The 13,007-nt window shown below is 61.8% G+C and carries 10 protein-coding genes, 2 tRNA genes and 1 pseudogene; 6 read left to right on the forward strand and 7 right to left on the reverse strand.

Going from position 1 to position 13,007, the window contains the following annotated elements; genetic code table 11:
* Positions 1-178: 178 nt before the first annotated feature.
* Positions 179-694, reverse strand: coding sequence for a MarR family winged helix-turn-helix transcriptional regulator (locus tag V1293_RS07280; RefSeq protein ID WP_334508032.1), 516 nt, complete (start codon positions 692-694; stop codon positions 179-181).
* A gap of 181 nt (positions 695-875) precedes the next feature.
* On the opposite strand from V1293_RS07280, the gene V1293_RS07285 reads away from it, so the two are divergent.
* From V1293_RS07285 to V1293_RS07295, 3 genes and pseudogenes are all read left to right on the forward strand, one after another.
* Positions 876-2,066 carry an aromatic ring-hydroxylating dioxygenase subunit alpha gene (locus tag V1293_RS07285; RefSeq protein ID WP_334508034.1) on the forward strand — a complete coding sequence of 397 codons (1,191 nt, stop codon included), beginning with the start codon at positions 876-878 and terminating at the stop codon, positions 2,064-2,066.
* Positions 2,067-2,099: 33 nt separating this feature from the next.
* Positions 2,100-3,393, forward strand: a pseudogene (locus V1293_RS07290) (spinster family MFS transporter).
* Positions 3,394-3,648: 255 nt separating this feature from the next.
* Positions 3,649-3,843, forward strand: a complete 195-nt coding sequence (locus V1293_RS07295) for a hypothetical protein (RefSeq protein ID WP_334388003.1) — start codon at positions 3,649-3,651, stop codon at positions 3,841-3,843.
* Between the two features lie 97 nt (positions 3,844-3,940).
* Here the strand turns inward: V1293_RS07295 and V1293_RS07300 are convergent.
* Positions 3,941-4,017 (reverse strand) — tRNA-Asp (locus V1293_RS07300).
* A 322-nt stretch (positions 4,018-4,339) separates the two neighbouring features.
* Between V1293_RS07300 and V1293_RS07305 the strand changes: the two genes are divergently transcribed.
* Complete coding sequence (locus tag V1293_RS07305) at positions 4,340-4,639, forward strand: HU family DNA-binding protein (protein WP_212419163.1); 300 nt, start codon at positions 4,340-4,342, stop codon at positions 4,637-4,639.
* Between the two features lie 106 nt (positions 4,640-4,745).
* Positions 4,746-6,002: a peptidase T gene (gene pepT, locus V1293_RS07310; protein ID WP_334516651.1), complete on the forward strand. Its 1,257-nt coding sequence runs from the start codon at positions 4,746-4,748 to the stop codon at positions 6,000-6,002.
* A gap of 67 nt (positions 6,003-6,069) precedes the next feature.
* On the opposite strand, the gene V1293_RS07315 is transcribed toward pepT, so the two are convergent.
* Positions 6,070-6,930: a class I SAM-dependent methyltransferase gene (locus V1293_RS07315; RefSeq protein WP_334508036.1), complete on the reverse strand. Its 861-nt coding sequence runs from the start codon at positions 6,928-6,930 to the stop codon at positions 6,070-6,072.
* A 470-nt stretch (positions 6,931-7,400) separates the two neighbouring features.
* Here V1293_RS07315 and V1293_RS07320 point away from each other — a divergent pair, with 470 nt between their 5' ends.
* On the forward strand, positions 7,401-8,120 hold the full coding sequence (locus V1293_RS07320; RefSeq protein ID WP_334508038.1) for a hypothetical protein: 720 nt from the start codon (positions 7,401-7,403) through the stop codon (positions 8,118-8,120).
* A gap of 158 nt (positions 8,121-8,278) precedes the next feature.
* On the opposite strand, the gene V1293_RS07325 is transcribed toward V1293_RS07320, so the two are convergent.
* The 4 genes from V1293_RS07325 to clpX all read right to left on the reverse strand — a co-directional run bounded on the left by V1293_RS07325 (position 8,279) and on the right by clpX (position 12,960).
* Positions 8,279-8,355: transfer RNA gene (locus V1293_RS07325), tRNA-Val, on the reverse strand.
* A gap of 70 nt (positions 8,356-8,425) precedes the next feature.
* Positions 8,426-8,827 (reverse strand): GFA family protein, encoded by a 402-nt coding sequence (locus V1293_RS07330; protein WP_334508040.1) that lies wholly within the window; start codon positions 8,825-8,827, stop codon positions 8,426-8,428.
* Between the two features lie 116 nt (positions 8,828-8,943).
* Positions 8,944-11,370, reverse strand: a complete 2,427-nt coding sequence (gene lon / locus V1293_RS07335; protein ID WP_334508043.1) for an endopeptidase La — start codon at positions 11,368-11,370, stop codon at positions 8,944-8,946.
* A gap of 315 nt (positions 11,371-11,685) precedes the next feature.
* Positions 11,686-12,960, reverse strand: coding sequence for an ATP-dependent Clp protease ATP-binding subunit ClpX (gene clpX, locus V1293_RS07340; RefSeq protein ID WP_334508044.1), 1,275 nt, complete (start codon positions 12,958-12,960; stop codon positions 11,686-11,688).
* Between the last annotated feature and the right edge of the window lie 47 nt (positions 12,961-13,007).

Below are 13,007 nucleotides of genomic sequence, written 5' to 3' on the forward strand. Positions count from 1 at the left end.
GGATTTGGCCGCAGATTCGTTGATTGGAATTATTCTTGGCTTAGCGCAGCGCAACAAAGGGCGCAAGACAAGCCGACTTGAGGGGTCCGCCCGCGTTTGACGCATCCGCAGAACCCGAAAAAGTGTTGCGTTCCTGCCTCGCTCGACCAACGCGCGCCAGGCCGCAAGGTGCCGAATTTCAGTTCAAATCCTTTTCATCCGCGAGCATCCGGGCAGCCGTGTCGGTCAGGCGATCGATCTGGTCCAGGAGCACCTTGAGCTCGTCCTTGCTGAGCTGTTCCAGGAGGCGCCGGTTGCGTTCCTGCGCGCCCGCCACAATGGTGTCATGCGCCGCCAGCCCGGCCTTGGTCAGGCAGACCAGCGTCTCCCGGTTGTCCCGCGGATTGGCCTCCTTGGCGACCAGCTTGCGCGTGACCAGTTCCGCCAACGCGCGGCTGATCTGCCCCTTGTCCATGCCGACCGCTTCCGCGAGCCGGATGACGCTCATCGGCGGCCGACGCCCCAGCGAGGCCACCAGGCCGAACTCCACCGAGGACAGCTCCGCCAGCCGCTTGTAGCGCAGGATCGCACCGCGCTTGAGCAGATTGGCCAGCACCATCAGCCGCGACGACATCATCACGGTGATCGGCGCGAGCTCCGCATCGTTTGCTGCCGCGGGCGGAGACGCGGCCTGCTTTCCCGATTTATGGCTCATAGAAAACCTCTGCCAACAAAGTAGGCCGGTGCCAAGCTCGCCGGCGATGGCGATCGAACAAGGCAATCGACCGATACGATATGACGATACGATATGACGATCGTTGACATTGTCATCGATTTACATTTCACTGCAGCTTCAAACGACCGCGACGCCAAAAGCCGCGGCGGGAGGAAACGGCATGACCATCACGCAGCGGGATCGCGAGCTCGGGACCGGCTATGCCATGAAGCCGTCCACGACCCGGACCGAGCTGACCTCGGTCGGGCGCGGCACGCCGATGGGCGAATTGCTCCGGCGCTATTGGCACCCCGTAGGCCTTATCGGCGACGCCTCCGATATCCCCAGAAAACTACGCGTACTCGGCGAAGATCTCGTGCTGTTTCGCGACAGGCACGCCCGGGTCGGCCTGCTGCACGCCCGCTGCTGCCATCGCGGCACCACGCTCTATTACGGCAAGGTCGAGGAAGACGGCATCCGCTGCTGCTATCACGGCTGGAAGTTCGACACCGAGGGCCATTGCCTCGAACAGCCGTGCGAGCCCGAGGGCGGCCGGTTCAAGGACAAGGTGAGGCAGCCCTGGTACCCCGTGCAGGAGCGTTATGGGCTGATCTTCGCCTATCTCGGACCGGCCGAGAAGAAGCCGGCGCTGCCGCGCTACGAATGCCTGGAAAAGATGGACGACGGCGAATTCGTCGAGGCGGATGATTCTTCCATCGGCGGCGGCGGCCCGACGGTCATTCCCTGCAACTGGCTGCAGCATTTCGAAAACGTGGTCGACCCCTACCACGTCCCGGTGCTGCACGGATCGTTCTCGGGGCCGCAATTCACCAACATGATGGCCTCGATGCCGGAGGTGAAGTTCGAGACCTCGCCGCGCGGCGTCACTGTACGCTCGATCCGCCATCAGGACGACGGCAAGGTGTTTTACCGGGTGACGGAAGCCGCCCTCCCTACGCTGCGCGTGGTGCCCAATCCGCGGGTCGCGCAGTTCGCCCGCGTCGAGTCGATCGGCTGGACGCTGCCGATCGACGATACGTCCTTCCGCATCTATGTCGCGGGCCGGGTGAAGAACTCGGGCGACATCGGACGGATGCGCTCCAAATTCAACGGAAAATTCTGGTGGGACATGACCGAGCGGGAGCACCAGCAATTCCCCGGCGATTACGAGGCGCAGGTCGGCCAGGGCCCGGTGACGCTGCATTCGGAAGAGCACTTTGGCCAGAGCGACCGCGGCATCCTGATGATCCGGCGGATGCTGGGCGATCAGCTCGAAGCCATGGCCGCGGGCCGCGATCCGATCGGCGTCTCCTTTGATTCAAACGCGCCGCCGGTCGAATTCGAGGCGGGGAATTTCATTCGCGAGGCGTGAGACGTTCGGCAAAACAACATCCAGGGGGAAAGCATGGTCGATCTCGCGCCGCAGGCGGCTGTTCAAGCGGCGGCCGCCGCAAGGCCCTCGATCCGGCGCTATTACGTGCTTGGCCTGCTGACTGTCATCTATGCGCTGAACTTCCTCGACCGCACCATTTTCAACGTCCTGATCGAGCCGATCAAAAAGGAATTTGCGCTCAGCGACACCACGATGGGCCTATTGGCGGGTTTTGGCTTCGTGCTGTTCTATTCGTTGCTTGGCATCCCGATCGCGCGCCTCGCCGACCGCTTCAACCGCCGCAACATCGTAGCCGTTGCGCTGGCGTTCTGGAGTGCGATGACGGTCTTTTGTGGCATGGCGCAAAGCGTGGCGACGCTGGCGCTCGCTCGCATCGGCGTCGGCATCGGCGAATCCGGCGGCACACCCGCCTCGCAGTCGATCATTGCCGATCTCTTCAGCAAGAACGAACGCCCGCGCGCGCTCGGTGTCTACGCCATCGGCACTTATCTTGGCGTATTCCTCGGCTATTTCATCGGCGGCTATATCAACCAGTACTGACGGCTGGCGGATGGCATTCTATACCGCCGGGCTCCCCGGCCTCGCGCTCGCCGCGGTGCTGTGGCTGACGATATCAGAGCCGAAGCGCGGGGCGATGGCCGAGACGTTCACGCCGGAGCCGATCGGGCCGACGCTCGGCTTCCTGGCCTCGCAGCGGACGTTCGTCATTTTGCTCGCAGGCTTTTGTCTCACGACCTACACCAACTACGCGACCTCGGCCTGGATTCCGCCGTTCCTGGCGCGTGTGCATCATCTCTCCAGCGCCGAGATCGGCACCTATGCCGGCACCTTCAAGGGGCTGTGCGGCATCGCCGGCACGCTGCTCGGCGGGTTCGTGGTGGCCCAGATCGGCCGCCGCGACGATCGCTGGAAATTGTGGGCGCCAGCGATGACGTCGGGCCTCGCAGGACCTGTGTTTGCGCTGTGCATGCTGACATCCGATTTCACCACCATGGTCGCCACGCTGGCCGCGACCTCGTTCCTGGTCGGCTTTCATCTCGGCCCGATCTTTGCGATCGCGCAAACCGTTGCAAAACCGAGCATGCGGGCGCTGGCATCCGCCATCATGCTACTGACGGCCGCCGGATTCGGCCAGGGCGTCGGCCCGCTGGCGGTCGGCATGCTCAACGACGCCCTGAAGAACGATTTTGGCGCCCAAGCCGTGCGATATTCGCTGCTATCGGCTGCGGTCACGACCACCCTCGGGGCCCTGTTGTTTATCTGGGCGGCACGGTCGATACGGGGCGATATCCAGCGGGCGAGCTAAACCACAGCGGCTCGCCGCCGGCGGTTCCCCATTTGCTTTTAGTATTTGTTTTGATCCCGACCCGCGTCCCGGCGGCCCGCATCGCTGTCGGTCGCACGATCCGTATGTGATCTACATCACGGATGCTTTGGCAGAAAGCGGGCGAAATACCGGCCGAATGAAACCATTTTGCCGAAACCGCGAAACCATCTTGAAACACACGGGGCGTACATCCCTAGCCAACACAGGACGTCAAAGGCGTCCGGGAGGCATCACATGAACCACTCAATTCATTCAGCGGATCGCAGTACCCACCTGAAGATCGTGGTCGTCGCGTTGGTGGCGGGTATCGCGGTTGCAGCTTTCGGCATTTCCGCCCGGACCGGCGCGGATTACAGCCAGACGGCGCAGGTCGTGAAGGCCGGCAAGGCGGTGGTCGTCACCAGTTCGAGCACCTCGACGGTGCGCTAAACGGTATCGATCTTATTGGAATAAAAACGGCCGCCTTCGGGCGGCCTTTTTGTTTGCGGCTGGTCGTGAAGAGATCGGTATCAAGCCATCCGAAAAATGGCGCGAGAGACGGGACTCGAACCCGCGACCTCCGCCGTGACAGGGCGGCGCTCTAACCAACTGAGCTACTCCCGCGGATGCCGTAATCATGTTCTGATCCGCGCAGAAACGAGGGCATAAAGGGCCGCTCCCGCTTAGTCAAGGACGTTGCGAATCCCTGCGCCAGACGGGGGTTTCTGCGATTGTGATGCAAATAACGCCCTGTTTTCAGGCAAAACAGCGTAGGCAGCAATCGCCAGAATCGTTTATGGCCTGATATGTATGGGTTTCTTGAAGCCCTCCCCCGCTCTGGTTGCACGGACTCTTAGGGTTTCAAGTCACCACGCAAGGCATTTTCCGGCGCGGACCGGTTTCACAAACGCGCTCAAAGCCATTCAACCAACGAGGAGGGCCAGATATGGCGAAGAAAGCAGCGACCCCAGCCACCATCACACTCAAGCATCTGGCGGCAGCGCTGGCCGAGGAACATGACCTGTCGAAGAAGGCCGCCGAGGCGATCCTGACCGACATGGTCGGCAAGATCGCAAAACACCTGAAGAAGGGCGAGCGGATCCGTATCGTGGGGCTCGGCATCCTCCAGGTCCGCAAGCGCGCCGCCCGCACCGGGCGCAACCCGGCCACGGGCGAGCCGATCCAGATCAAGGCCAGCAAGAAGGTCGCCTTCCGCGCGGCCAAGGAACTCAAGGAAGCCGTTTGATCCGACGCGTCTCCCGATCCGACCAAAAGCGCCATCCCGGCGGGGACCCGGAATGGCGCTTTTCTGTTATAGAGCGCTTCCCTTGCTCATCTTTTTGCGGATCGTCATGCCGGCCTCGCCCATCACCTTCACCCACGATGTCACCGAGCGCTTCCTGCGCTATGTCGTGATCGACACCCAGTCCGATCCGGCGTCGCCGACCTGCCCTTCCACGGCGAAGCAGAAGAATCTGGGCCGCCTGCTGGCTTCGGAGTTGCTGGCGATGGGGCTGAAAGACGCCCATCTCGACGAGCACGGCTACGTCTATGCGACGATCCCGGCCAATACCGACAAAAAGGTCCCGGTGATCTGTTTCTGCTCGCACATGGACACTTCACCTGATTGCAGCGGCGCCAACGTCAAGCCGCAGATCGTGAAGAATTATCAGGGCGGCGACATCGTGCTGCCGGCCGATCCTACGCAGGTGATCCGCTCAGCCGACCATCCCGCGCTCGCCGACCAGATCGGGCACGACATCATCACGACCGACGGCACCACGCTGCTTGGGGCCGACAACAAGGCCGGCCTCGCTGAGATCATGGATGCGGTGCGGTTCCTGATTCAAAATCCGCAGATCAAGCATGGCACCATCAAGATCCTGTTCACGCCCGATGAGGAGATCGGCCGCGGCGTCGACAAGGTCGACCTGAAAAAACTCGGCGCCGACTTCGCCTATACGATGGACGGCGAAACCGCCGGGAATATCGAGGACGAAACCTTTTCGGCCGACGGCGCCACCATCACCATCGAGGGCGTCTCGACTCATCCCGGCTTTGCCAAGGGCAAGATGGAACACGCGATGAAGATCGCGGCGGCCATCATCGACCGTCTGCCCAGGGACACCTGCTCGCCTGAGACGACTGAAGGCAAGGAAGGCTTTCTGCATCCGGTTGGCATTTCCGGTGCACTTGAGAAGGCCACCATCGGCTTCATCGTCCGCGACTTCACCGACGAAGGGCTGCAGCAAAAGGAAGCCCTGCTCGAAGGCATCGTCAAAGAGGTGATGAAGGATTATCCGCACTCGACGTACCGGATGGACGTCAAGGCGCAATACCGCAACATGAAGCAGGTGATCGATCACCACCCCGAAACCGTCGACTACGCCATCGAGGCGATCAAGCGCGCAGGGCTAACTCCGGTGCGAAGCTCGATCCGCGGCGGCACCGACGGCTCGCGGCTGTCGTTCATGGGCGTGCCCTGCCCCAACATCTTCGCCGGCGAACACGCCTTCCACTCGCGACTGGAATGGGTCAGCCGCCAGGACATGGAAAAGGCGGCGGAGACGATCGTACATCTGGCGATGATCTGGGAAGAGCGGGCTTAGGTTCTCACAAAACCGCGAAAACAACCCCATGCAAAGTAGAATTCCGGCTCGCAAGGCGCCGCCGAGCCTATCCGGCGTGCGCGGTCACGATCCAGACCGACGCCGGCAACAGCACCGCGTCGCCCTTGGCGAACGGCGTCAGCGCCTCGCGGATCGAATTGGCGGCGGCCTTGCGGAGTTCTTCCGGCTGACCCTCCAGCGCGCGGCTCACCGGGCCGATCTCCAATGCGCCCCGCACCGCCCCATCGAGGCCGCGGCCGATCGCGGAATCCAGCAGCAGCGGACAAGCCTCCATCTCGACGCCGGTAAAGCCGGCCTCGCCAAGGATCCGGCGCACGCGCGCCTCCGAGGCGAACGCAAACGGCCCGGGATCTTCCGGCCCCTGCTGCGGCAGTTTCGGCACGTGTTTGTAAGCGGCAGCAAGCGGCGCCATGAAGAACGGGTTTTCGCGCGGCTCGCGCCAGCAGGCGAACGCAATCCGGCCCGAGGGCCGCAGCGCTTTCCGCATATTGGCAAACGACAGCGCGGGATCGGCAAAGAACATCACGCCGAAGCGCGAGGCGAGCACGTCGAAACTGGCGGGCTCAAACGGATAGACGGTAGCGTCCGCCAGCGCGAATTCGACCGGCAAATCCTTCGGCGCGCTCTGCCGCGCCCGCTCCAGCATCGGGCCGGATACGTCGATGCCGAGCACATGGCCTGATGGTGCGACCTCTCGCGCGAATGCGATCGCCGTGGCGCCGCTGCCGCAGCCGACATCGATGACGCGCTCGCCCGGCTTCAGCTTCGCCCGATCGATCACGAGATTGGCGACCGGCCCGAGCACGACGTCCTGCTCCGCCTGCCGCGCGGCCCAACGCTGTCCGGCAGGACCGTTCCAGTAGGCGACCTGGTCGGCGTTTTGATCGTGGCCTTGGCTGGCGTCCATTTGCGCGGTCCTTTTTGGTCGTTTTGGAGTGTTCAGGCTTTCGGGACCAGTCCACCTACGCTCTTCGAGCTTCAGCGAGACAGCCTTCGCCCTGCGCGCGGAACGTATGTGGCATGGCTGCCCCGAAGGCTGGCCTGCCGAGCCGAAGCCCGCCGGGCGAAGGCTGGTAGGCGGCGACGGATTCGAACTGCCGATCTCCTCAGTATAAACGAGGGTACGAAAGTTTTCATCACATGTCATCCCGGCACACCAATGTGTGCATCATCGGGAGATGCAGGCATGAGCAACATCATCGATTTCCAAAGAGCATCCGCGCGCCGCCGACGCCGATCACAAGGAAAGCGCAACCGACGGCGGCTCGCAGTTCATGCCGAACGACCGAGGCGCTAACGCGGAATTAATCCCATCAGCCTATTATCTCAGGCAGTTCTAGCTGGGTGCCGCGTAAAGAAGCCGTCGCGGATCCAGCGATGGCTCCTTTTTTGTTCACTCATTTGAGAGTAATGCGCGTGACAGAGACATCGGAAAAGCAGAGCCTAACTGAACAACCCGAACCTACGGCACCGACCAAGAAATCGAGCCGGAAATCGATCCTGGCGCTGTCGGTGCTCGCTCTCGGAATAAACTCTACTGCGGCCGTCTATACGATGTCGCCTTCCGGCTTTGCTCTGCCGAATATCAGCGATTTTGCTCTGCCTGATATCAGCAGCTTGGCAGAACTGCTTCCGCACCAGAAAGCTTCCGATCCGATACCGGATCCGGCTGTCGCCGCATTGAAGGATATTCAGTCGGCCCAGCGGCAACACGTTGCCTCGCTGCAAGAGAATAACGTCTTGTTGCAGCAAAACACAGCTCTTCTTCAGCAGGATTCAATTGCGCTTGCTTCTCTAAGACAGAGCGTCGTGGATGAGCAAGTCGGTGTGAAGAAGATATCCGCTCAGATAGCGGATGAGCATGAAGACGTGAAGAAAATCTCTGCGAAGATCTCCACGCTCATAGCGAAGGTCGACTCGCTGCAAAATGCAATAACTCCGGAAGTAACTTCCTCCATTGCAACAAGGCGCGCTCATAACCGGCTATCCCGAGTAGTGCGCAAAAAGATCGCTCGGCAGCCTAAACCTGTGGGGCCTGTTTCGCTTGGAGGAGCCCCCCTAAGTCTCCCAGCCACCACGCCAACCCCACAAGGCTGAAGAACAAGAGCGAGGCGTGGGGCTTCGGTTCCGCGTCTGGACAGTCCACCTACGCTCTTCGAGCTTCGGCGCGACAGCCTTCGCCCCGCGCGCGGAACATATGTGGCGACACTGCCGCGAAGGCTGGCTTGCCTAGCCGTAGCCCGCCGGGCGAAGGCTGGTAGGCGGCGACAGATTCGAACTGCCGACCCTCTCGGTGTAAACGAGATGCTCTAACCAGCTGAGCTAGCCGCCCTTGAGCCGCCTGTTTAGCCCTGCGGCCCCGTTCGGCGCAAGGGTTCGATACTGCAAATGGCCGGGTCGCGCTAATCGCCCGATCGCCCGGGTAACGCCTTGATATCGTTGATCCAGGGTGCGGCGGACTTGCACCAGATTTGCCGCATGGGCCTGAGCTGGCCGCGCTGGCGGATGCTGCCCCATCGGATGCCCCAGTCGTCCGGCCCGCCCTCGCCGCTGGTGAACAGCGGGGAACCACAGCCCTCGCAAAAATGCTGGAAGCGCGTGCGGCCGTTGTCGCCGGTCTTTGCGTAAATCTTCGCCGGCGCGCCCGTCATCCGGACCTGCTCGGCCGAACAGATCACCGTGACCCGGTACGGTGAGCCCGTCAGGTTCTGGCAATCGGTGCAGTGACAGATCGACACTTTCTTCGGATCGATGTCGGCCCGATAGGTCACCCGCCCGCAATGGCATTGCCCGTCGATTTCCATCCCTTCAACTCCGCTTGCCCGCAAAAACGAAAACGGCGCCCGAAGGCGCCGTTTTATCACTTTCAAACAGGATCGATCACTGGTGACTGATCGGGATCAGTGGTGACTGATCGGGATCAGTGGGCCGTCAGGCCACCGGCCGCTTCGTCGGCACCGTCAGGCTTGACCGGCACCTTGGTGTCCTCTTCCCAGACGATCGGCACCGGTGCACGGACCAGCGCCTTGGCGACGACGTCATCCAGCCTTGCGACCGGGATGATGTCCATGCCGCCCTTGATCGCATCGGAAATCTCCGTGAGATCCTTGGCGTTGTCCTCGGGGATCAGCACCGTCTTGATGCCGCCGCGGGCGGCAGCCAGGAGCTTCTCCTTCAGACCGCCGATCGGCAGAACTCTGCCGCGCAGCGTGATCTCGCCGGTCATCGCGACATCGTGGCGAACCGGAATGCCGGTCATAACCGAGATGATCGCGGTCGCCATCGCCACACCCGCCGACGGTCCGTCCTTCGGGGTTGCCCCTTCCGGCACGTGGACGTGGATGTCGCGCCGGTCGAACAGCGGCGGCTCGATGCCGTAGTTGATCGCCCGCGAGCGGACGTAGGACGCCGCCGCCGAGATCGACTCCTTCATCACGTCGCGCAAATTGCCCGTAACCGTCATCTTGCCCTTGCCGGGCATCATGACGCCTTCGATGGTCAGCAGCTCACCGCCGACATCGGTCCAGGCCAGGCCGGTGACGATACCGACCTGCGGCTCGCTCTCGATCTCGCCGAAGCGGTATTTTGGCACGCCGAGGAAGTCCTCCAGGGTCTTCTCGGTGACCTTGACCGACTTCTTCTTGGAGATCATCAGCTCCTTCACCGCCTTGCGGGCGAGTGTGGAGAGCTCACGCTCCAGATTACGCACGCCCGCTTCGCGGGTGTAGCGGCGGATCATCAAGAGCAGCGCATCGTCGTCGATCGACCATTCCTTGGAATCGAGGCCATGCTTGGCGATGGCGTTCGGGATCAGGTGCTTGCGCGCGATCTCGACCTTCTCGTTCTCGGTGTAGCCGGCGATCCGGATGATCTCCATGCGGTCCATCAAGGGACCTGGAATATTCAGCGTATTCGCGGTCGTGATGAACATGACGTTCGACAGGTCGTAGTCGACCTCCAGATAGTGATCGTTGAAGGTCGAGTTCTGCTCGGGGTCGAGAACCTCAAGCAGCGCCGACGACGGATCGCCGCGGAAATCGGCGCCCATCTTGTCGATCTCGTCCAAGAGGAACAGCGGGTTCGAGGTCTTCGCCTTGCGCATCGACTGGATGATCTTGCCGGGCATCGAGCCGATATAGGTGCGGCGGTGACCACGGATTTCGGCTTCATCCCGCACGCCGCCGAGCGAGACGCGCACGAATTCGCGCCCCGTCGCCTTCGCGATCGACTTGCCGAGCGAGGTCTTACCAACGCCGGGAGGTCCGACCAGGCACAGGATCGGTCCGGTCAGCTTGTTGGCGCGGGACTGCACCGCGAGATACTCGACGATGCGATCCTTGACCTTCTCGAGCCCGTAATGGTCGGCGTCCAGCACCGCTTGCGCAGCCTCCAGATCCTTCTTGACCTTGGACTTCTTGTTCCACGGAATCGACAGCAGCCAGTCGAGATAGTTGCGCACGACAGTCGCTTCCGCAGACATCGGCGACATCTGACGCAGCTTCTTCAATTCGTGCTGCGCCTTCTCCCGCGCTTCCTTGGAAAGCTTGGTCTTGGCAATCTTCTCTTCCAGATCGGCAAGCTCGTCACGACCTTCGTCGTCGCCGAGCTCCTTCTGGATCGCCTTCATCTGCTCGTTCAGGTAATATTCGCGCTGGGTCTTCTCCATCTGGCGCTTGACGCGCGAGCGGATGCGCTTCTCGACCTGCAGCACCGAGATTTCGCTCTCCATCAGGCCCAGCACCTTCTCCAGGCGCTGCGTGACGGACAACGTCTCCAGGATGCCCTGGCGATCGGCGATCTTGACGGCGAGATGCTGCGCGACCTGATCGCTCAGCTTGGCGAAGTCAGTGATCGCCTGAACCACGCCGACGACTTCGGCGGAGATCTTCTTGTTCAGCTTCACATAGCTTTCGAAGTCGGACACGACCGAGCGCGCCAGGGCTTCGGCTTCAACCGAGTTGGCGTCGGTGTCAGCGAGCGCGACCGCGCTTGCTTCGTAATATTCGCTGCGGTCGGTGTATTTCTGCACGCGCGCGCGCTCGAGCCCTTCGACCAGCACCTTCACGGTGCCATCGGGGAGCTTCAGGAGCTGCAGCACGCTGGCAAGCGTACCGACCTCATAGATCGAATCCGGGCTCGGATCATCGTCGGACGCGTTCTTCTGCGTAGCCAGCAGGATCAACGCGTCGTTCTTCATCACCTCCTCGAGGGCGCGGATCGATTTCTCGCGGCCGACGAACAGCGGCACGATCATGTGCGGAAAAACGACGATGTCGCGGAGCGGCAGCACCGGATAGGAGTGGCTTTCGCCGAGAACGATGGTTGGCCGGGTTTTTGGAGTCGTCATGGCCTATTCCTTTTGTTTTGCCCCCTTGCACGCAGTCCGCTTCGCTTGCGCAACCGCCACAAGGTGCCGGGAGTTCCGGGTCGCTCGGCCGCTTTCGCTGCCGCCTCTCACCGGATGATATTGCGACGAATCTCGAACGTGATTTCCGCCACCATTCGCATTAGGTGGCTATCGGGTATGGGGGTGTCAAGTCACGGAAAAATGCCCACAAATTGGGGCTAAACGCGTGCAAAACGCTGACGCAACAACGGCCGCCGGGAACGTCCGGCAGTCGTCCTTATCGAGGTAGTCCAAGCGAGGTATGGCGAGGCGCGATCAGGCGCTGGCGCTGCTCTCGACGGCCCGGTCCGAACGGTCCGCATAGATGTAGAGCGGACGGGCGGTTCCCTCGACCACTTCGCGCGAGATCACAACCTCTTCGACGCCTTCCAGGCCCGGAAGATCGAACATGGTCTCGAGCAGGATGCTTTCGAGGATCGAACGCAGTCCGCGCGCGCCGGTCTTGCGCTCGATCGCCTTGCGGGCGACCGCGCCAAGCGCCTCGTCGGCGAAGGTGAGTTCGATGTTCTCCATTTCGAACAGCCGCTGGTATTGTTTCACCAGCGCATTCTTCGGATCGGTCAGGATCTTCTTCAGCGAGGCCTCGTCGAGGTCCTCCAGCGTCGCAACCACAGGCAGGCGGCCGACGAATTCCGGGATCAGGCCGTACTTCAGGAGATCTTCCGGCTCGACATGGCGGAAGATCTCGCCGGTGCGGCGATCTTCGGGCGCCAGAACCTGGGCGGCGAAACCGATCGAGGTCGAACGTCCGCGCGCGGAGATGATCTTCTCAAGGCCAGAGAAGGCGCCGCCGCAGATGAACAGGATGTTTGTCGTGTCGACCTGCAGGAACTCCTGCTGCGGATGCTTGCGGCCGCCCTGCGGAGGCACGGAGGCGACCGTGCCTTCCATGATCTTCAAGAGGGCCTGCTGCACGCCCTCACCCGATACGTCGCGGGTGATCGACGGATTGTCGGACTTGCGGCTGATCTTGTCGATTTCGTCGATATAGACGATGCCGCGCTGCGCGCGCTCGACATTGTAGTCGGCCGACTGCAGCAGTTTCAGGATGATGTTCTCGACGTCCTCGCCGACGTAACCGGCTTCGGTCAGCGTCGTCGCATCCGCCATCGTGAACGGCACGTCGAGAATCCGCGCCAGCGTCTGCGCCAGCAGCGTCTTGCCCGAACCGGTCGGACCGATCAGCAGGATGTTCGACTTCGCGAGTTCGACGTCGTTGTGCTTGGTCTGGTGATTGAGGCGCTTGTAGTGGTTGTGAACAGCCACCGAGAGCACCTTCTTGGCATGGTTCTGGCCGATCACGTAATCGTCCAGTACCTTGCAGATTTCCTTCGGCGTCGGGATGCCGTCGCGCGACTTCACCAGCGAAGATTTGTTCTCCTCGCGGATGATGTCCATGCAGAGTTCGACGCACTCGTCGCAGATGAATACGGTTGGACCCGCGATGAGTTTGCGGACTTCGTGCTGGCTCTTTCCACAGAACGAGCAATACAGCGTGTTCTTGGAGTCGCTCGTGCCAACCTTACTCATTCTTGTCTCCGTCCGCCGTTCGATCCATTACCCGATCGACCCATTCC

This window comes from Bradyrhizobium sp. AZCC 1693, assembly GCF_036924745.1.
Lineage (GTDB): Bacteria > Pseudomonadota > Alphaproteobacteria > Rhizobiales > Xanthobacteraceae > Bradyrhizobium.